The 19,221-nt window shown below is 36.1% G+C and carries 16 protein-coding genes and 1 tRNA gene; 11 read left to right on the top strand and 6 right to left on the bottom strand.

Annotated elements, in window-relative coordinates; all coding sequences use genetic code 11:
• The first annotated feature begins 2 nt into the window (after nucleotides 1–2).
• Nucleotides 3–1,514 carry an LptF/LptG family permease gene (locus LV704_RS16970; RefSeq protein WP_163422573.1) on the top strand — a complete coding sequence of 504 codons (1,512 nt, stop codon included), beginning with the start codon at nucleotides 3–5 and terminating at the stop codon, nucleotides 1,512–1,514.
• Nucleotides 1,514–2,656 (top strand): 3,4-dihydroxy-2-butanone-4-phosphate synthase, encoded by a 1,143-nt coding sequence (ribB, locus tag LV704_RS16965; protein ID WP_163422574.1) that lies wholly within the window; start codon nucleotides 1,514–1,516, stop codon nucleotides 2,654–2,656. Before LV704_RS16970 ends, ribB begins: the two co-directional genes overlap by 1 nt.
• On the opposite strand, the gene LV704_RS16960 is transcribed toward ribB, so the two are convergent.
• Entirely contained in the window at nucleotides 2,653–3,846 is a 1,194-nt protein-coding gene (locus LV704_RS16960) for a DegT/DnrJ/EryC1/StrS aminotransferase family protein (protein ID WP_163422575.1), read from the bottom strand. The genes ribB and LV704_RS16960 overlap by 4 nt on opposite strands.
• Before the next feature lie 44 nt (nucleotides 3,847–3,890).
• Nucleotides 3,891–4,646: a sulfite exporter TauE/SafE family protein gene (locus LV704_RS16955; protein ID WP_163422576.1), complete on the bottom strand. Its 756-nt coding sequence runs from the start codon at nucleotides 4,644–4,646 to the stop codon at nucleotides 3,891–3,893.
• Between the two features lie 105 nt (nucleotides 4,647–4,751).
• Here LV704_RS16955 and LV704_RS16950 point away from each other — a divergent pair.
• The 4 genes from LV704_RS16950 to LV704_RS16935 all read left to right on the top strand — a co-directional run bounded on the left by LV704_RS16950 (nucleotide 4,752) and on the right by LV704_RS16935 (nucleotide 7,896).
• Nucleotides 4,752–4,836: transfer RNA gene (locus tag LV704_RS16950), tRNA-Ser, on the top strand.
• Between the two features lie 240 nt (nucleotides 4,837–5,076).
• Entirely contained in the window at nucleotides 5,077–6,321 is a 1,245-nt protein-coding gene (locus LV704_RS16945) for a site-specific integrase (protein ID WP_163422577.1), read from the top strand.
• 76 nt (nucleotides 6,322–6,397) lie between these two features.
• Nucleotides 6,398–7,462, top strand: coding sequence for a DNA-binding protein (locus LV704_RS16940; RefSeq protein WP_163422578.1), 1,065 nt, complete (start codon nucleotides 6,398–6,400; stop codon nucleotides 7,460–7,462).
• A gap of 2 nt (nucleotides 7,463–7,464) precedes the next feature.
• A complete protein-coding gene (locus tag LV704_RS16935; protein ID WP_163422579.1) occupies nucleotides 7,465–7,896 on the top strand; it encodes a type II toxin-antitoxin system death-on-curing family toxin in 432 nt (143 codons plus the stop codon).
• A 141-nt stretch (nucleotides 7,897–8,037) separates the two neighbouring features.
• On the opposite strand, the gene LV704_RS16930 is transcribed toward LV704_RS16935, so the two are convergent.
• From LV704_RS16930 to mbpA, 3 genes are read right to left on the bottom strand one after another with little or no spacing between them, the layout of a single operon-like run.
• Nucleotides 8,038–8,505, bottom strand: a complete 468-nt coding sequence (locus LV704_RS16930) for a DUF6730 family protein (protein WP_163422580.1) — start codon at nucleotides 8,503–8,505, stop codon at nucleotides 8,038–8,040.
• 21 nt (nucleotides 8,506–8,526) lie between these two features.
• On the bottom strand, nucleotides 8,527–9,396 hold the full coding sequence (locus LV704_RS16925; RefSeq protein WP_163422581.1) for a relaxase/mobilization nuclease domain-containing protein: 870 nt from the start codon (nucleotides 9,394–9,396) through the stop codon (nucleotides 8,527–8,529).
• Nucleotides 9,393–9,689: a mobilization protein MbpA gene (gene mbpA, locus LV704_RS16920; RefSeq protein ID WP_163422582.1), complete on the bottom strand. Its 297-nt coding sequence runs from the start codon at nucleotides 9,687–9,689 to the stop codon at nucleotides 9,393–9,395. Before mbpA ends, LV704_RS16925 begins: the two co-directional genes overlap by 4 nt.
• A gap of 466 nt (nucleotides 9,690–10,155) precedes the next feature.
• Between mbpA and LV704_RS16915 the strand changes: the two genes are divergently transcribed.
• On the top strand, nucleotides 10,156–11,559 hold the full coding sequence (locus tag LV704_RS16915; protein WP_163422583.1) for a hypothetical protein: 1,404 nt from the start codon (nucleotides 10,156–10,158) through the stop codon (nucleotides 11,557–11,559).
• 22 nt (nucleotides 11,560–11,581) lie between these two features.
• On the top strand, nucleotides 11,582–12,469 hold the full coding sequence (locus LV704_RS16910; protein ID WP_163422584.1) for a DNA adenine methylase: 888 nt from the start codon (nucleotides 11,582–11,584) through the stop codon (nucleotides 12,467–12,469).
• Nucleotides 12,470–12,827: 358 nt separating this feature from the next.
• On the opposite strand, the gene LV704_RS16905 is transcribed toward LV704_RS16910, so the two are convergent.
• Nucleotides 12,828–13,193, bottom strand: coding sequence for a hypothetical protein (locus LV704_RS16905; protein WP_163422585.1), 366 nt, complete (start codon nucleotides 13,191–13,193; stop codon nucleotides 12,828–12,830).
• 390 nt (nucleotides 13,194–13,583) lie between these two features.
• Here LV704_RS16905 and LV704_RS16900 point away from each other — a divergent pair, with 390 nt between their 5' ends.
• From LV704_RS16900 to LV704_RS16890, 3 genes are read left to right on the top strand one after another with little or no spacing between them, the layout of a single operon-like run.
• Nucleotides 13,584–17,825, top strand: a complete 4,242-nt coding sequence (locus LV704_RS16900) for a response regulator (protein WP_163422586.1) — start codon at nucleotides 13,584–13,586, stop codon at nucleotides 17,823–17,825.
• Entirely contained in the window at nucleotides 17,825–18,652 is an 828-nt protein-coding gene (locus LV704_RS16895; protein ID WP_163422587.1) for a protein-glutamate O-methyltransferase CheR, read from the top strand. The genes LV704_RS16900 and LV704_RS16895 overlap by 1 nt, the downstream gene beginning before the upstream one ends.
• Nucleotides 18,618–19,220: a chemotaxis protein CheB gene (locus tag LV704_RS16890; protein ID WP_163422588.1), complete on the top strand. Its 603-nt coding sequence runs from the start codon at nucleotides 18,618–18,620 to the stop codon at nucleotides 19,218–19,220. Before LV704_RS16895 ends, LV704_RS16890 begins: the two co-directional genes overlap by 35 nt.
• Nucleotide 19,221 lies beyond the last annotated feature (1 nt).

The following is a 19,221-nucleotide window of genomic DNA, read 5'->3' as shown; positions in this document are numbered from 1 at the left end:
CATTGAAAATACTAGACCAGTATATTTTAACTCGATTTCTCTATAATTTCTTTAGCGCTTTCTTTATCCTGATCGTTATTTTCATCTTTCAGGGAATTTGGCTCTTTATAGATGATTTAGCGGGGAAAGGTCTGGGTATTGTCATTATCGGTAAATTTATTTTCTACTTTATCCCAACACTGGTGGATAAAGTATTGCCATTGACGGTATTATTGGCCTCAATCCTTACGTTTGGAACCTTTGCGGAGAACTATGAGTTTGCTGCCATGAAGGCTTCTGGGATATCACTACAAAGAGGTATGCGAAGCCTTATTGTATATGTCATCCTTTTGGGTGGGGTCACCTTCTTCTTCGCCAACACGGTTATTCCAAAATCTGAACAGAAAATGTTCAACCTTAGGCGGAACATTGCCAAGGTAAAACCGGCTGCTGCCATAACAGAGGGTATTTTTAGTGATTTTGAAGGTACTGGTGAGGGAATGAACATAAAAGTGGATAAAAAGTATGGGGAACAGGATCGTTTTTTAGATAATGTAATTATTCATAAAAAAACAAAACAAAGCGTAAACAATACGGTAATAAAGGCTAAAGAGGGCGAATTAATTAGTAGTGAAGAATCCAATATTATTCAACTGGTTCTAAAAGACGGTCATTATTATGAGGAATTAAAGCCCAAAGGCAGCAAAGACAGAAAAAAACATCCGTTTGCCAAGTCCAAGTTTGAAACATATTCCATCAATATAGATATTTCGGAACTAAACAATCAAGATTTAGAGGAAGACAGAAATATCACTACGGACAAGATGAAGAACGTGAGCCGTTTAATCAAAGATATTGACTCTATAGGCAAGAACAATGTGGAAAAAGTTGAAGCCTTTTCAAAAAACATTGTCAACCGTATGGGAGCATTCCCTGAAGCTAAACCAAAGGATAGCACCCTTATTAAAGCGCAACGCATAACTGCAGCAGTAAATGATACCATAAAAAAAGAAAAGATTGCCAACGATACCATCAAAACAGTTGATGACCTATTGACCAGTCTTCCTGAATGGCAGCATTTACAAGTAGTAAACAATGCAAAAACTACCGTAACCAGTATTCTTACTACGGTAGTCACTAAAAAGGAAGAATTACAGAAAAGGTTTAAATTTTATAACAGTCATATATTGTCCTTGCACAAGAAATATGCACTTGCATTTTCTTGTATCATCCTTTTCTTTGTGGGAGCGCCTCTTGGAGCCATTATTAGAAAAGGTGGACTGGGACTACCCATGGTTGTTGCTATTATGTTATTTTTGACCTACTATTTTATTGGGGTATTTGCCAGCAACTATGCCAAGGAGGGAAACATAAGCAATATTTTAGGGGCATGGCTCCCAACATTGATCATGCTTCCACTTGGAATCTCTTTAACCAGAAGAGCCACTGCAGATAAAGGCCTAATAGGATTTGGACATATCGTGGACGGTATAAAAAACCTGTTCAAAAAGAAAGAAAAAGCTTCTAAAGAATAATGGTTACCAAAGAAAAGAAAGTAGAGCTCAATGCCATTGAGGATGCTATTGAGGACATTAGACAGGGCAAGGTCATTATCGTTGTAGATGATGAGAATAGAGAAAATGAAGGGGATTTTTTGGCGGCAGCTGAAATGGTTACTCCGGAGACCATAAACTTTATGGCCAAGCATGGGCGAGGCCTCATCTGCACTCCACTTACAGAAGGAAGGTGTGAAGAATTAGGACTCCACAAAATGGTTACCCATAACTCTGATCCATTGGAAACAGCTTTTACAGTTTCTGTTGACCTTCGTGGTAATGGAGTTACTACTGGGATTTCAGCTTCGGACCGCGCCAAAACGGTTATAGCGCTAACGGAAAAAGGTACTAAACCACATGAGTTGGCAAGACCGGGACACATTTTCCCGTTAATAGCCAAAGAAGGCGGTGTTCTTAGAAGAACTGGACATACTGAAGCGGCTATCGATTTTGCAAGATTGGCAGACCTTAAACCGGCTGGTGTTATTGTAGAAATCATGAACGAAGATGGCAGCATGGCACGCCTGCCAGAACTCATGAAGGTTGCTAAAAAGTTTGACCTTAAGATTGTTTCCATCGAAGATTTGATTGCTTACCGAATGGAACATGATAGTCTTATAGAGCGTAAAGAAGCTTTTGATATAAAAACACGATTTGGGGATTTTCGTTTGCGGGCTTACAAGCAAACCACCAATGACCAAGTACATATTGCCTTGGTAAGGGGTACATGGAAAAGTGGCGAACCTATTTTAACACGTATAAATTCCACTTTGGTCAACAATGATATACTGGGCACCTTGACCAATAACCCTGATGAGGCATTGCACAAAATGTTTGATGCGCTGAACGGAGAGGAAAAAAGCGCAATGATTTTTATTAATCAAGGGAACCAAAATATGAATATATTAGGTCGCTTGGCAGAATTTAAAAAAATACAAGCTCCTGATGGAGTAACAAAAGCTCCTAAAATTGATATGGATACCAAAGATTTTGGTATTGGCGCACAGATTTTACACGATTTGAATATCTCAAAAATTAGATTGCTCACCAATTCAGGAAAGACAAGACGGGTAGGTATGATCGGTTATGGTTTGGAGATTGTTGATTACGTAAATTACTAAACAACCTCTTTAATCACATCAACTATTTTTTCTGCTCGTTGGTGAACTTCATCTTCCGTCCAGCTTAGTTTGATTAGGCAAGAAATAGTTCTACCTATCCAATGGTCTGAAGTTGAAAAATCAGCATTTGAATAATCGGGAAGAGCATCCACAACCTCTTTTGGGAGTTTCCCCAAGGATTTCAGGTTGGTCAAATGTTCCCATTTTCGGTAATAGTGCCAATTGTTGTCATACCAATAAAAACAGGCATCCACTCCAGATGTCCCTAAACCCTGGTGTACTTTTCTTGTGATTTCTTCGGTAGGTAAGAAAAAATTCAAGAATGAATAGTTTTCTACTCCACCTTCCGGTACTCTTCTAAAGGTAACTTCTGGAATATTGGACAGTGCCTCTCTTAAAATGGCATAGTTCCGTTTTTGAATTTCTAAAAACTCATTCAACCTTGAAATTTGGGCTAAACCCACCGCGGCATTCAATTCTGAAATTCTAAAATTATATCCTAAAAATGGATGTTGCTCCGCTCCCCTATCACTGCCCAAATGGTCGTGCCCATGATCAGAATATTTATGCGCATTTTCATAGTACGATTCATTGTTGGTAATTAAAGCCCCTCCTTCTCCACAAGTAATAGTCTTTACATAGTCAAAAGAAAAACAACCTAAGTCACCTATGCTACCCAAGGGCTTCCCTTTGTAACTGCCGCCAATGGCCTGGCATGCATCTTCCAATAATAACAAATTGTATTTTTTGCACATGGATTGTAAGGCATATAAATCTGCCATGGATCCACACATGTGTACGGGCATAACAACTTTGGTACGTTCCGTAATCGCCTCTTCCACCATTTTGGGGTTTAGGGTAAGTGTATCATCCACATCCACAAGAACTGGGATCGCTCCTATGGCCAAAATAGATTCAAAACTAGCTACAAAGGTAAACGTTGGCATAATCACCTCATCCCCCGCTCCTATTCCAGCACTTGCAAGTGCAACTGTTAGCGCTGCTGTGCCACTGCTTAACAAGTGAACATGCTTTGTTTGCATCCTCTCCCCTAATGCAGCCTCCAATTCTTTTGCCTTCCAATATCCTTGCCTATTTCCATCAAACCCATAGCGCATTAACACCCCAGAATCAAGCACATCCTGCACCTGTTTTTTCTCATTATCCCCAAAAAGTTCAAAACCTGGCATACATTTTTATTTAAATTTTTATCGAAATGAAATCAACAAACCGTTTATGTAAAGAACCATAATTTAATTGCCATAGCAACAACCATGACCACCAAAAATGTCTTTATAAACCCATCTCCTTTTTTGACCGAGAATCTACTCGCCACCCAAGCTCCTGTTCCATTGCCTATGGCCAGAATGAAACCTAATTTCCAATTCACCTTATCATTAAAGGCAAATACTGCCAAAGCGGACAACATATAGATAAAAACCACAACTACTTTTGTTGCATTTACCCTTACTAAATTCATCCTGTTGACAAAATGCATAAACAAGATCATTAAAAACCCTAAGCCTGCATTGATAAAGCCTCCATAAATGCCAAAAAAGAAAAATACCACAATACTAAGCCATAAATATTTTCCTGTAAGGCGCTCCTGCATTTCAATAAGCTTCATTTTAGGCTTAAAAATGATTATTAAAACCACAGCCATCATCACTATAGCAAGAGTACGATTAAAGGTATTTCCATCCACATCAACTGCAATCCTAGCGCCAATAATAGATCCTAAAAAAGCTGAAATACCCAAATAGATATTAAATGGATATGTAGAAACTCCCTTACTCTTAAAACCCGCGGTAGCCATGGCCGTCTGAATAACTATAGCAACTCTATTGGTACCATTGGCAACACTTGGCGGTAGTCCCAGAAAAATTAAAGTAGGCAAAGAAAGTAAAGAACCTCCACCGGCAATGGTATTGATAAAACCAACTGCAAAACCCACAACAATTAAAAGTGCATAATGGTACCATTGATCCATGGGCGCAAAAATAGTTGCTTAATTTGGAATCTTTAGGTCTAAAAAAAATAAAGTGAAGAGACTTTCAAAGAAATAAAAAAGGTTAGTATATTTGCACCCGCATTAGGAGAAATGGCAGAGTGGTCGAATGCGGCAGTCTTGAAAACTGTTGAGGGTCACACCTCCGGGGGTTCGAATCCCTCTTTCTCCGCTGATTAGTAGTAAAATACTTCTATAAACCCTGTAAATCATTCGTTTGCAGGGTTTTTCATTTTTATTGATATCAGATAATGTCATGTGATATTATTAAAAAAGTGAGTAAATAGGTGAGTAAAAATTAAAATTTAAAATACTCACCTATTCAGCTATAATTTATTGATTTTCTTTTATTTACAAGTGTATTTTTTGTACTTTAATGAAGCGGTTTTATCTTAATTCAAAGTACTCACCTATGAAAAATACTTTCTCCATCCTATTTTATCCCAAGAGAAATGATGCCGACAAACGTGGAAAAGCCCTATTATACCTAAGAATAACGGTAAACGGAAAGCGATGTGAAGTGAGTACTCAACGTAAGGTAGATTTATCCAAATGGGATTCGACCAAGGAGTTTTTACAGGGTAAAACGGCTTCAACAAGGGAGCTAAATATTCATTTGAATAATATCCGCACAAGGTTATTTAAACTTTATGATAAGCTACAGGAAGAAAATAGGGAAGTTACTGCTCATATGATAAAAGAGATGTATTTGGGAAGGAAAAAGCCAGAGAAGATGCTATTGGAACTTTTTCAAGAGCATAATGACCAAGTAAATAAACTCATTGGTAAAGATTTTTCCGCTGGTACAGCAGAACGATATAGAACAGCTAAGAAGCATGTCACTGACTATATTAACAGAGATTATGAAAAGAATGACATCCCTGTAAAGGATGTGAATCACAAGTTCATAAGTGGATTTGAATACTATTTAAAGGCTGTGCGAAAGTGCAGTCATAATACAGCAATAAAGTATGTGATGAATTTCAAAAAAATCATTAGGATAGCCCATGCCAATGATTGGATTGCTAAAGATCCTTTTGTTAATTGGAAAGTACGGCTTAAAAAAGTAGAACGTGAATTTCTTTCCGCGGATGAAATTCAACAATTGTTGGATACCGAATTTCGAATCTCTCGTTTAGAACACGTAAGGGACATCTTTGTTTTCTGTTGCTTTACTGGATTAGCTTATGCTGATGTAAAAAAGCTAAATAAGAACGATATCAATAAAGGAATTGACGGAGAGAACTGGATTAATACTGCTCGAACCAAAACTAAATCTAAAGCTAATATTCCCATTCTACCAACAGCACAAATGATATTGGATAAATACGTGGAAAGCCCATATTTAATAAATGATAGAGTGCTTCCGGTACTTACTAACCAAAAAATGAATGCTTATCTTAAAGAGATTGCCCATATTAGTGGCATTAAAAAGAATCTTACTACTCATTTAGCAAGACATACTTTTGCAACGACTGTAACCTTGACCAATGGTGTTTCTATAGAATCAGTTAGTAAAATGTTGGGGCATAAAAACTTAAGAACTACTCAGCATTATGCAAAGATTTTAAATAGCAGAGTAAGTCAAGACATGCAGATGCTAAGAGAGAAATTGAAGTCTCAAGATGAAAGTAAATTAGTTAAAAGCAAATCTTAGTAGATTTAGAGAATTTATTACTAGAATACAATTGATAAAGAATAGAATTTATAGCAGTTTTTTTAAAATTAGATAAATGAGCAAAAGCTTAACCACATCAGATATTCACAGAAGAAATATCCTTAACAACAAATATGCTCTAATTGAGATTGAGAAAGAGATAGCTTTTCCTGGAATAAAATTTGAATCTGCTTTGAAATATACTAAAAGACAAATTTCAGATTTTTATGATATTGACTTAAGGACTATTGAAAGATATATTGAACAGTATGAACAAGAGTTTTTAGATAACGGATATGAAGTTTTAACTGGTGATAGACTTAAAAGGTTTAAAGATGCATATTATAAATATCTAAATGATAAAGAAAATAGTAAACCTACTAATAAGGATGTTACCGACATTGATGTCGGTGACATGGCCAAAGTTCCTAAACTTGGAGTTTTTGATTTTAGAACTTTCCTAAATATAGGTATGCTTCTTACTGAAAGTGATAGAGCTAAACAACTTAGAGCTCTAATACTTGATATAGTTATAGATACACTTAATGAAAAAATAGGAGGAGCTACAAAATATGTCAATCAAAGAGAAGACGAGTTTCTGCCAAGTGCAATCAGAGAATATAACTATAGACAAGCATTTACTGATGCATTAGACGACTGTATAGTTGATAATAAATGGAAATATGCTCAATTCACAGACACTGTTTATAACAGTATATTTCACGAAAATGCCAAAGAATATAAACAAATACTCAAACTAAAAGCTAATGACTCAGTGCGAGGCACAATGTATTCTGAAGTACTTGACTTAATCGCAGCATACGAAAATGGCTTTTCAGACTATTTGACAAAAAAATTTAAAAGTGTTGGAAGAAAGTTAACTATTCCAGAAGCAATTAATCTCTTTGATAAATTCGAATCAACTAATCAATCTTTATTGCAACCATTACTTGAAAAGGCAAGAACTCTAATGGCCAGTAGAGACATGGCTTTTCGTGACGCACTTCATGAAAAATTGAAAAGCTATGTCACACATTTGAACGCCCAAGAGTTCGATAAGTTCTTAGGAGAGCGCAGTATGGCTTTGGAGGAAAGATTAAAAGAAAATATGGAAGTGTTCAAGCGTCTAAAAAATAGGTAAAAATGTCATTTAACTATTTTAATATTGAGTATGCCATTAAAGAACATGATTTTATAATCAATGAATCAGGAGGTAAACATGGCATTAATAATTTAGGCTTATTAGAAAGCGTGTTAGAACATATTCAGAATGATTTATACTACCCAGAATTTGAAACTAAGCTCACTCATCTGGTCTTTTCAATAAACAAGAATCATGCATTTAGCGATGGTAATAAAAGAAGTAGTATAGCACTTGGTTCATATTTTCTTGAAATAAATGGTTTGGGTTATTGTATTGACAAATTCATTATCGAAATGGAAAACATTTCGGTTCATATTGCTGATAATCGAATTGATAAGGATTTACTACATGAAATAGTATTCTCAATCATTACCGAAAATGAGTTTAATGAGACGCTCAAACTTAAAATAATCGACGCCATTTCATTCTAGATTCATTGTCATTATTTGTATTTAGATTTATCTAATAAGCTATACCCAAATTCTTACCCTTAAACTTTGCGCATGGATTCTGTTGGGTTTTTGTAGTGTTCCGACAGATAAGCGTGAAGCAAAAACCCAATAGGGCGCAACCTACTCTTGATTTGAAGGGGAATCTTTCTTTTTAGACCACCTTTGGAAATCCCTATAAATAATAGGATGGTCATCAAAATAACCTCCTAGTTCGGAAATGGCCTCTACCCTTCCCTGCCTAAAAGCTTCTTGTTTATTTTCCTCGAATCTTATAAAATGATACCCGAAATAGCCAAAGGTGAACATTATAATACAAGTTGCTACACAACATAGGGTTATAAGCCATCTTGGGATTAAAGTAGCTGATTTGATTATTCGGCTTGTTTCTTTAGCTCCCTCTTTATAGGTATCTATACCTATTTTTTGTTGTTGCAAGAAATCCTTAATATAGTCTTCTATATGAGAGGAATCGGCCTTTATTCTTAGGTCGTCCCATTTCCGAGAAAGTTTTTCCAGTTTTTTTATCGAACGGTTGAACCCTTCGATTTCCTCTGTCAGTAGTTCCATGATTTCATCCATCTTATTCATAGTGTGCTTTTTTATTGGTGTTTATATTCCAATACCTGTTTCCAAACCTTTTTTAATCGTTTTCTTTATTATCGTCTTAGAAAGGTGTTTGGCAATGTTGGCAGTCAACTCCACGGTCTTGCCCACTAGCTGGACGGCATTTGAACCATTAATAAGAATACCCTTTTCATTGTTCTTGGATAATTCTGCTGTCAAGTTCTTCATCGAAATTGAACGGTGAACCTCACTGCCTTTTAGACTATGGCCTTTGTACTCAAATCGAAAACCTTGTAACTTGTTCGATTTATTGATATGAGGAATCAGTTTTACTTTTTCCTTCTTCATGTATTTCATATAACAATCAAAATCCGTCGGGCTGTTCTCTTTCATTACCTTTTCGTGGATTCGTTTTATTTCGTTTCTTATTTGCTTTATTTCATTCAGCTTTCCCTGTTGCACCTCTTTTACGGTCGTCAACCCAATTTCTTTGGCGACTTCCTGAGCAGTAAGTTGACTGCGTTTTCCAATAAAGCTGTCGTTGTATGCTTTTCCATCAAAACCGATTCTGTTGACATACAAATGAATGTGGATATGAAGTTTGTCTCGATGTACAAAAGCAATGGCCTGATTGTTCTTCAAGTCCATTTGTTTGACAAACCTTTTGGTGACTTCCTTTAGTTTCCGTTGACTTAGATTTTTACCATCTTTAATCGTGGGACTTAATACAAAGCTGAGGGTATTATTCCTGCATCTTATGTTTTGCTGCTGTATGATTTTGAACTCATCAGCAATGTCTTTTGGTGTTTCCCCTGCTAAATGTTGGCTATGGACAATTTCGGCATTCTTCTCTTGGTTCAATCCATAACCAATCGATGCTTTAGTATGTGATATGGATTTACCTTTGCCTATCATTTTTTGAAATTGTAGAGGTGTTTTCTAATTTCTTCAGCCAGCTGAAGCACTTCCTCTGCTAGTTTGGAATTGCGTTTTTTAAACATATTGCCAATTCTTGTAAAGTTGTTCTTATATTTCACCAACATGGCATAATGTGCCAATTGCTCCGATGTCAAACGTTCTATGATATTGTTGTCCAAGGCGGAACTACGGCAGTACTCAGATAGAGAAATCCCCGCCCTTTGAGCTCTTTTCCTCAGCACCTTCTTTTCATAAATACTGCATCTGAACTTGATATAGTCCCTTTTCATTTTTTTCTCTTTGCGACCCTCGGGAGCAAAGCAAGATTGTTTTTGTGGCAACAAAGACACATCTTGAATTACTCACCATTTTCAAATTAGCGGACACCGCTTATAAATATGGCTTAGATGGAAATTTTAACTTTGACAAGAAAGCTCTCTTGAAAAATCTTCAAGAAACATCGTGGATTCTTTGAAGATTAGAAATGACAATACGGCATAAAAAATGCGCCCTACTCAGATTTTATTGAACACTTACCTATCTGGACACCATAAAGTCGGAACAATTTTCAAACCAAGGTAAGATTTGAATTTTACAAACTATTAATATAAGAGTATGTAGCAAAATTAGTATTAACAATGATTAGGGAAATTACCTACAAATATGTTAAGAAATAATATTTTCATAACTTGTCAATCAAAAACTTCTCCCGATTAAATTTAATATCTATACCATAATTTATACACGGCTTAAATAATGAGATTTGAAGAAATTAAGGAATTTGACATAGATGAACTTTCTTTAGATGAAGGTAATTATAGGTTTCAAAAAGCGAAAAATCAAAAGGAATGTATAAAGAAGATATACAATGCCAACAATTCATATTTCAGAGGTTTAATGAAAAGTATTGCGGAGGATGATCTGGGTGAACCGATTTTAGTATATCAAAAAGGTAAAGATAATATTGTTTCCGACGGTAACAGGAGAATATCAGCGTTGAAAGTTTTGCATAGCGAAAGTTATGCTCCAAATGACTCTATAAAACAGTATGCGTCTGAATTAAGAAAGTCGCATTCTATTAATTTTTCATCAGTCCAAGCTCAGGTATCAAATGACAAGAAATTGGTTTCTCGTACCGTTTATGAGAGACATTCAAGTGGTAAAAATGGTACCAGCAGGATTCCCTGGAATGCTTATGCAGCAGCTCGATTCGGGTTTGATACAAAAATCGGCGACGATAAAGAATGGTACATAATGGCATTACTCTCAGAAGCTGAGTCTAAATACCCAAGTATCACAACATTTGTAGATAGCTCAAATTTTTCCTACGAGGTTTTTAGACGACTTGCAAGAGCAGCCTTTAAAAAGGGAGTCATCTCGGACAACATATTTTCCGAAAGGGGTGAACGCATCAAAAAAACCGCTAGAAAGGATTTAGTTAAAGATGCAGCAACCAAAGCCAAAAGCTTTTTGAATTCGATGTCCAAAAAGGAACTTACGCTTTCAAGAAAAGGAGAGGGCTACGCAGATCAAGAAACTGTAGAAAAATACTTAGAAAAGTATCTTCTTTCCCCAGATAATCAGGAATTAGAGGATGTAAAGAATGATGGTTTCGCAGACTCAGAAAACAGTGGTGAATTAGCAAATGATACTGGTAATACCAACAAAAATACTGAAGACTCAAGCAATGATGATACCTCAGATCAAAACAACCAAACTACTGGAGGACGCACTACAGGAAATGGCATTAATAAATCTGAAACAATTGTTGCTAAACTTGAAACGCTGAAGTCAAAAAAATTAAGCAATTTGTATTATTCACTTTACACTATCTCGCTAAAGGCCCATCCAACATTAATGTATGTAGGTGCATGGAGTTTTTTTGAAGTTCTTTCTAACCTATTAAATAAATCTAACAATGATGCATTCCCGGGTTTTTTAAGGAATAAAATGCAAACTCTAGGCTTCACCAATAAAACCGAAAACAAGGACTTTGGACTATCATTAGATGATATCTCAAAATATGGTAATGCGACAAAGCATTCCAAGCGTTCAACCCCGATGACTGGTTTACAATTAATTAATGATTTTGAAGTTTTAGAACCGCTCATTGTAGCAATTATTGATGAACTAATCAATCAAAACAAATCCAAAAAATAAACCAACCAAACTTCAAATATAAATGGCTCAAAAGTATTATTCCCCATTACGCTATCCCGGAGGCAAAGGAAAACTTCTAGGATTTGCTAAAGATTTAATAAATAGTAACGAATTAAATGGAGGCTCATATTCGGAGCCCTATGCTGGCGGTGCAAGTATAGCTATAGGCTTGCTAATTGAGGATTATGTCTCTGAAATAAACATAAATGATATTGATTACGGTATTTATTCATTTTGGAATTCAATATTGGAAGACACAGATGACTTTTTAAGAAAGTTATGGAGTACTAAGGTGAGTATCGAAGAATGGAGGAAACAAGTCAATATAAAACAAAATCAAGCAGACTATAGTCAGTTAGATATTGGTTTCTCAACTTTTTTCCTTAATAGGACTAACAGGTCTGGAATGATAAATGCGGGTGTTATTGGCGGAATAAATCAAAATGGAAATTACAAAATTGATGCAAGATTCAATAAAGATGAATTAGCTAGAAGGATAAAAAGAATTGCCTGCCACAAAGAATATATAAATGTTTACAATCAGGATGCCGTAGAGTTTATTACATCAACGATAAGAAAAAACAAAACCCAAGGATTAATTTTTCTGGATCCGCCATATTATAATAAAGGAAAAAAGCTATATACCAATTTCTACGAACACGATGATCATCTTAAGATTGCAGAAACAATAGTTAATTCTGAGCATAAACATTGGATAGTCACTTATGATAACACCAGTGAAATTGAGGAAATGTATACAGAAGTTAAGAAGATAGCCTATAGTTTAAAATACAGTTTGAATCATCAAAGTAAGAATGGAACAGAATTGCTATTTCACAGTAATGATATTGTCCTTCCTTATCACCCCAATAATACGATTAAAGGTTATAATCAAAATGCTGCTAGTTAAAAGCATCAACTAAGAATTCAATTTGAGGTGAGTAAATCGGTGAGTATTAGTAAAACACACTAGTTTAAAAAACTGGTTTTTAGATAATAACAAGTAAAGTTGCAGTTCCTCTTTCTCCGCAACATCAGTTAAAAAGCCCCTAAAATAGGGGCTTTTTTTTGTTGACAGTATAGGTGACAATTCCTTAAGTTTAATTATGACTCACCAATAGCAATGGCTCCTTCTTCCTCTTTTCAATTAATCAACTCCATGAATGGCCACCAAATTAAGCACTGCAGTTAATATTCCAGTAACCCATAGGATTTACCTTTAATGAAATGGACCAGTGTTTTTGATAAGCTTCGTTTTTGTATTGCTTTTACATACAAGCTTCAACTTTTTTCCAATGGTCTGTTGTCATCCTTCCTAAAAACCAGTGATATACCCTATTCTTAAACCGAATTATGGCTTTGTTCTTTTTTCGATAAGATTCCGTACAATTTTCATAAAGCCACTTTTCATCGAAACCATTCCATGCACCGGCTACACTGATAAGATTACCTTTTAAAACAGGAAATACTTCATAAAGATCAATGGTTTTTAATTCAGTGATGTTCAATCCAGAGGTAACCAAAGCTTTGGCAATTCTATTATAATCTGATTGTTGAAGTTCAGTGTCTAAATAGAACTCAGATAGAGCAATCCAAATAGGTTTTCTATTTTCAATCTCTTTGCTTTGATTCATTTTGTTTTAAATGAGACTCATTTGTTGTAAAAGTACTTAATCATATTTTTTGAACTTTTAAATTTAAAACCAAATTGGTTACTTGTCATATATCCATCTCCATGTGTTTACTTTTTCAATGTGTCCCAAACCAGGGAAATCAAAATGAAATGCATTCATCTTAGTGCTATTCCCATTCCGAGTCTTGTTTTTTTCAAAACAACAGTACAGGCTAAGTTTAAAAATTTTCACCAACAGATACAAATCAATCAAATTTTACGTTGTAGGTAAAACCTTACTTTAAATAAGTATTATTATGATAAAAAGTTAAACATCAATTTTTGTTGGCACATTGGATTACGAGACACCTATGAAAAACAAATAAATCAGTACCAATAAAATACGTATTCCATGCAAAATGCAGTTTCTTCAGAAGCAAGACTCAAGAAGTCCGTAAGTTTGATAGTAGTTTCATCCTTAACGGCTTTCATACTTCTATCCATTTTAATCCTTTGGTTGGGTCAAAATGAGTTTACCACATTCACTTGGCTAGGAACAGGTATTCTCGTAGCTTCTATCCTATTCACTGGAATATATGCATATTGGAATATTAAAAAAATGCTTTACGCTGGTAAACTTCTCTTGCAGAATGATGCCAAAAACAAAGCAATCCTTAAAAATGCAGCTGACGGTATTGTAACCTTAAGCCAAGATTGGACAATCTTATCCTATAATAGGACCGCTGAAAGTTTGTTTCAATATAAGTTCGAAGAACTAAAAGGTAAAAAAATTGATGCATTATTGACCCATCAATCCAATGTACCTTACGAAGGGGTTGAAGATATTCAACTCACCAATAAGAATCAAAAAGTTACGGGCCGAAGAAAAGACGGAACGCTATTTCCCGTCCATTTATCATTAACTGAGGTCAATATAAATGGCACTACAATCCTGACAGGGGTATTCCGTGACCTTACAGAAGAAATTCAACAACAGGAAGTAATTGAGAAAAGAACTCAGGAAATAGAAAAACAGAACTGGATAAAAACAGCTGTTTCCCAAGTTTATGAAACTACCAAAGGAGTACAAGATATTGATGCCCTTACCACCATATTAAGTGGGGTCATTAGTAAACTGTTACAAGCATCAGTAGGCACTTTTTATTTGAACCAGCGTTTGTTTGTTTCAGAATCTGACGAATTAAAGCTGTATGGAAGCTATGCATTCAAAAACACCACAGGGCTGTCCAATAGTTTCAAGTTTGGTGAAGGATTAATTGGCCAATGCGCATTGGAAGGAGAAGCTATTGTTATAAAAGATATACCTGAAGATTATCTTGAAATAAACTCAAGTGCAGGAAAAACAATACCAAAGGAAATCACCATAATTCCAATTAAACATAACAAGCAAATCATTGGGGTGATGGAGTTTGGAACTACTACCAGCTTTAATAGCGCACAACAAGAGTTTGTTAAAGAGATATGCTCTTCAATTGGGATTATTATCAAAGGAGTGATTGAACGAGCCAAAACGGAAGAACTTTCCATAGAAATCAATAACCAGATATCAGCTATCAACCGCTCCAATGCCGCAATCGAGTTTGACCTTGATGGAAACATCCTTACGGCAAACACCCTTTTCCTAGACTTGATGGGTTACAACTTGGATGAAATAAAGGGAAAGCATCACAAAATATTTGTGGGAACTGCATATGCTAAATCAAATGAGTACAAAGAGTTCTGGAAAGAACTAAAACAGGGAGAATTTAAACAAGGAGAGTTTGAACGGATAGGGAAAGACAACAAGATTGTATGGATTCAGGGATCATATAATCCAATACTTAATATGGAAGGGCAACCCTATAAAGTTCTTAAAGTTGCCGTAGATATAACAAAACAGAAAGCACAACAGTTAAAGACCGAAGAACTCTCTATTGAAGTTAACAATCAAATTTCAGCCATTAACCGTTCCAATGCTGCAATAGAGTTTGACCTTGAAGGAAATGTGCTTTCTGCCAATGAGCTCTTCTTAGATCTGATGGGCTACACAATAGATGAGATAAAGGGCAAACATCATCAAATATTTGTGGGAAAGGCTTATTCCAAATCAAAAGAGTATCAAGAGTTCTGGAAGGAACTCAAGGTAGGTGCATTTAAACAAGGGGAGTTTGAGCGGAGAACAAAAGACAGAAAACCCGTTTGGATACAGGGTTTATATAATCCCTTATTAGATGCTGAAGGTCAACCCTATAAATTTCTTAAAATAGCAGTGGACATTACTGAGCAAAAGAAAATTCAGTTTGAAGTACAAAAACAGAAAGAAATTTTAGAAGCGCAGGAAGAGGAATTAAGGGTTTCCAATGAAGAATTGACCAAACAGGCCAATCAGTTGCAAGCTTCGGAAGAAGAATTGAGGCAACAGCAGGAAGAGCTGGAAAAAGCAAATGTGCTCTTGGAAGAGAAAGCCCAACAGCTTGAAGAACAAAATATATACACGGTGGAAAAAAATGCCGCACTGGAACAAGCCCAGGCCGCATTGGTCATCAAATCGGAAGAACTTGAAAAAAGTGGCAGGTACAAGTCAGAGTTTTTGGCCAATATGTCCCATGAACTTAGAACACCGCTCAATAGTGTCATCATCCTTTCAAAATTACTTCAGAGCAACAAAACAAGTAATCTGACTGAAAAACAGATTGAATTTGCCCAGATTATCAACAAATCTGGAGAGGACCTTCTTAGTTTAATCAACGAGGTACTGGATTTAGCCAAGGTGGAATCTGGTAAGATTGAATTGGAAATTGAATCTCATGATGTACGTACTTATGCTGAGGATAGTAAAAAAACCTTTATCGCCATAGCACAGGACAAAGGGGTGGATTTTGTCTTAAATATTGACAAATCCCTTCCAGAAACCTTTACAACGGATAAACAACGATTAAATCAGGTTATAAAAAATCTACTCAGTAACGCCTTTAAGTTTACCGATCAGGAAGGCACTGTTATCTTGGAATTCAAAAACAGCAAAACACTACCAAAATTTACTAGTCCATCACTTTTAAAATGTGAACATGTGCTTCAAATTGCAGTAACCGATACCGGCATCGGTATAGCCAAGGAAAAGCTTGGATCCGTATTTGAAGCTTTTGTACAAGAAGATGGCACTACACAAAGAAAATATGGAGGAACCGGTCTTGGTCTAAGTATTTCCAAAGAGCTGGTAAGGCTACTTGGTGGAGAAATTTTTGTAGAAAGTGAAGTTGGAAAAGGCTCTACTTTCACCTTATTCCTGCCTTTTAACAGCTTAGAAGCTGTACAGGGAACAATTATGAAAAATGCTGAAGAAGAGCCCAAAACATCAATACAAGAATCAAAAAATGGACTTATAGAAGATGATGTAGCAGGGCCCAACGAAACAAATGGGAAGGAAAGAGTTTTGAGCAAGAAACTTGAGGCTGTTATTGCAGATGACCGTGATCAGCTGCAGCAGGGTGACAAGACTCTCTTGGTGGTTGAGGACGACCTTCAGTTTGCAAAGGTTCTTCTAGACCAAGCCAGGGAAAATGGTTTTAAAGTACTAGTTACTGATCAAGGAGATAAAGCTTTACAGCATGTAGAGGAATACAGTCCCAATGCCATTATATTGGATATGCAACTACCTATAATGGATGGTTGGACCGTACTTAAAAAATTAAAAGCAAGTGAAGAGCATGCCCACATTCCCGTACATGTTATATCTGGAATAGACAAAACCAAGCTAGGCTTGGAACTAGGGGCAGTTGAATATCTGGTAAAACCTATTGCCTTGGACAAACTGGAACAAACCTTTTCCAATATTTCAAAAACCATTGCTGGTACAGATGTAAAAAAAGTACTGATTATTGAGGATGATGAGTCCAATAACAAAGCATTACAGGAAATGATAAAAAGCAAGCAATTGGACGCCGTGGCCGCAAAAAATGCGAAGGATGCCCGTAAGCTATTTAAAAATGAGCATCCCGATCTTGTAGTCTTGGATTTAGGCCTACCCGATATAGATGGCATTGAACTATTGGATGAGTTTAAATTACAGAAAAAAGAAGTTCCTGTAATTGTATTTACGGGTAGAGAGCTTACCAAAAAAGAGTTGAAGCAGATAGAACGTCACAAGGATACTTCAGTAGTGTTAAAGACCACAAAATCTTATGATCGCTTGTCTGAAGAGACGGAACTCTTCATGAACATGCTCAACTCCACACAAACAGATTATCCCGTTTTACCTCCCAAGGAATTCAATTCTGAAGACATTATCAAAGGAAAACGAATACTTGTTGTGGACGATGATATGAGAAACATCTACGCGCTCGAAACCGTATTGGAAGAAGAACAGGTAGAAGTAACCATAGCTACCAATGGAGTTGAGGCTGTGGATGAGATAAAAAGCGGTGAATTTGATGCCGTACTTATGGACATTATGATGCCCGTAATGGATGGGTATGAAGCCACTAAAAGGATAAGGGAAATGGGACACAAACAACTTCCTATAATTGCATTGACTGCAAAAGCCATGAAAGGAGATCGTGAAAAATGCCTGGAAGCTGGAGTAAGCGACTATATGTCCAAACCCTTGGATGTTGAAAAACTATTGTCCCTATTAAGAGTTTGGCTATATAAGTAATGGAGGTACTACTAGAAATTTCGGAAAACGAATTGGGTGATTTTGTACAGTTATCCAACAAACTTTATGGTCTTGATTTTTCAGGATACGCAAAAGAGTCATTAAGAAGAAGAGTCCTGCGGCTTATGAAGCTAAAATCATGTGATTCATTTACAGCTTTCAAATACTTTCTGACAAACCAGAAACTGAGTGACGATGAGATATTGAACGAAATCACGGTGAACACTACAGAAATGTTCAGGGATTCTGAAGTTTTTAAATTTTTAAAAGAGGAAGTGTTCAGTGTATTGGAAACCTACCCCAGAATCAATATTTGGCACGCAGGGTGCTCAACAGGCGAAGAACCATTGAGTCTTGCCATATTGCTGAAAGAACAAGGATTGCTAAGAAGATCGGTTCAATATTGTACAGATATTAACTCTGAGGTGCTCAGCCAAGCAAAAAAAGGGATTTATGAGCTTAAAGAAATGAAGGAATACTCTACCAATTATATAAAATCAGGTGGTGCATTATCATTATCGGATTACTATGTGGCAAATTATGGCATGGTAAAAATGAACAAGGAATTAAATAAGAACATGGTATTTACCAAGCATAATCTGGTGAATGGCACCTCGTTCAATCAAATGCACATGATCATGTGCCGCAATGTCTTTATATATCTGACCACAGCGCAGCAAAATAAGGTATTACGATTATTTATAGATAGTCTTGTCCCCCGTGGATATTTGATCCTGGGAGCAAAAGAGAGTGCAGTTTTTTCAACTGTTTTAAACGAACTTGAAATAGTCAATGGTAAACTCAAAGTATACAGGAAAAAAAAATAGCAAAGAATCTTTCAAGGTAGTCCTTTTTTGTGGTTCTTCTGGAGCTATGGATGTGCTGGAGGATTTTTTACTGGAAATCAGCCATGATTTGAAAGCGGCCATAGTAGTGCTACTACACAGAAAAGCTGCTACACAAGACTACTTAGTCAGGTATTTGGACAAAAAAGTAAGGATAAAAGTACTGGCCATTGAGCATGGAATGCCTCTAGAAAAAGGCAATATCTATATGGTTCCCGCAGGGTATCATTGTATTATGGAAAAAAATATGACCCTTAGCCTTGATCTTAGTGAAAAAGTGATGTTTTCAAGACCTTCTGCCGATGTTTCTTTAGAATCTTTCTCCTACAACCTAAAAAAACGATTGATTGCCATAATTGTTAGCGGGGCTAATGCAGATGGCGCTAACGGGGCAAAATGGGTATGGAAAAGAAAGGGGAGAATAATCGTGCAAAAACCTGAAGAAGCAGCTATTAGAACAATGCCCGCTGCGGTCATTGAAGCTATCGACATGGTAGATCATATAGTACCCTCAAACGAACTTTATAATACAGCAGCTAAATATTTTTAAC

This window comes from Flagellimonas sp. CMM7 (genome assembly GCF_021390195.1).
GTDB lineage: Bacteria > Bacteroidota > Bacteroidia > Flavobacteriales > Flavobacteriaceae > Flagellimonas.
The sequence above is the reverse complement of the archived record's forward strand: the minus strand, read 5'-3'. Positions and strand labels throughout refer to the sequence as shown.

Bases quoted from the DNA above. Each gene is read 5' to 3' on its own strand.
- ribB (WP_163422574.1), top strand. From the start codon at position 1,514: ATGGTTACCAAAGAAAAGAAAGTAGAGCTCAATGCCATTGAGGATGCT.
- LV704_RS16960 (WP_163422575.1), bottom strand. From the start codon at position 3,846: ATGCCAGGTTTTGAACTTTTTGGGGATAATGAGAAAAAACAGGTGCAG.
- LV704_RS16955 (WP_163422576.1), bottom strand. From the start codon at position 4,646: ATGGATCAATGGTACCATTATGCACTTTTAATTGTTGTGGGTTTTGCA.
- LV704_RS16945 (WP_163422577.1), top strand. From the start codon at position 5,077: ATGAAAAATACTTTCTCCATCCTATTTTATCCCAAGAGAAATGATGCC.
- LV704_RS16940 (WP_163422578.1), top strand. From the start codon at position 6,398: ATGAGCAAAAGCTTAACCACATCAGATATTCACAGAAGAAATATCCTT.
- LV704_RS16935 (WP_163422579.1), top strand. From the start codon at position 7,465: ATGTCATTTAACTATTTTAATATTGAGTATGCCATTAAAGAACATGAT.
- LV704_RS16930 (WP_163422580.1), bottom strand. From the start codon at position 8,505: ATGAATAAGATGGATGAAATCATGGAACTACTGACAGAGGAAATCGAA.
- LV704_RS16925 (WP_163422581.1), bottom strand. From the start codon at position 9,396: ATGATAGGCAAAGGTAAATCCATATCACATACTAAAGCATCGATTGGT.
- mbpA (WP_163422582.1), bottom strand. From the start codon at position 9,689: ATGAAAAGGGACTATATCAAGTTCAGATGCAGTATTTATGAAAAGAAG.
- LV704_RS16915 (WP_163422583.1), top strand. From the start codon at position 10,156: ATGAGATTTGAAGAAATTAAGGAATTTGACATAGATGAACTTTCTTTA.
- LV704_RS16910 (WP_163422584.1), top strand. From the start codon at position 11,582: ATGGCTCAAAAGTATTATTCCCCATTACGCTATCCCGGAGGCAAAGGA.
- LV704_RS16905 (WP_163422585.1), bottom strand. From the start codon at position 13,193: ATGAATCAAAGCAAAGAGATTGAAAATAGAAAACCTATTTGGATTGCT.
- LV704_RS16900 (WP_163422586.1), top strand. From the start codon at position 13,584: ATGCAAAATGCAGTTTCTTCAGAAGCAAGACTCAAGAAGTCCGTAAGT.
- LV704_RS16895 (WP_163422587.1), top strand. From the start codon at position 17,825: ATGGAGGTACTACTAGAAATTTCGGAAAACGAATTGGGTGATTTTGTA.
- LV704_RS16890 (WP_163422588.1), top strand. From the start codon at position 18,618: ATGGTAAACTCAAAGTATACAGGAAAAAAAAATAGCAAAGAATCTTTC.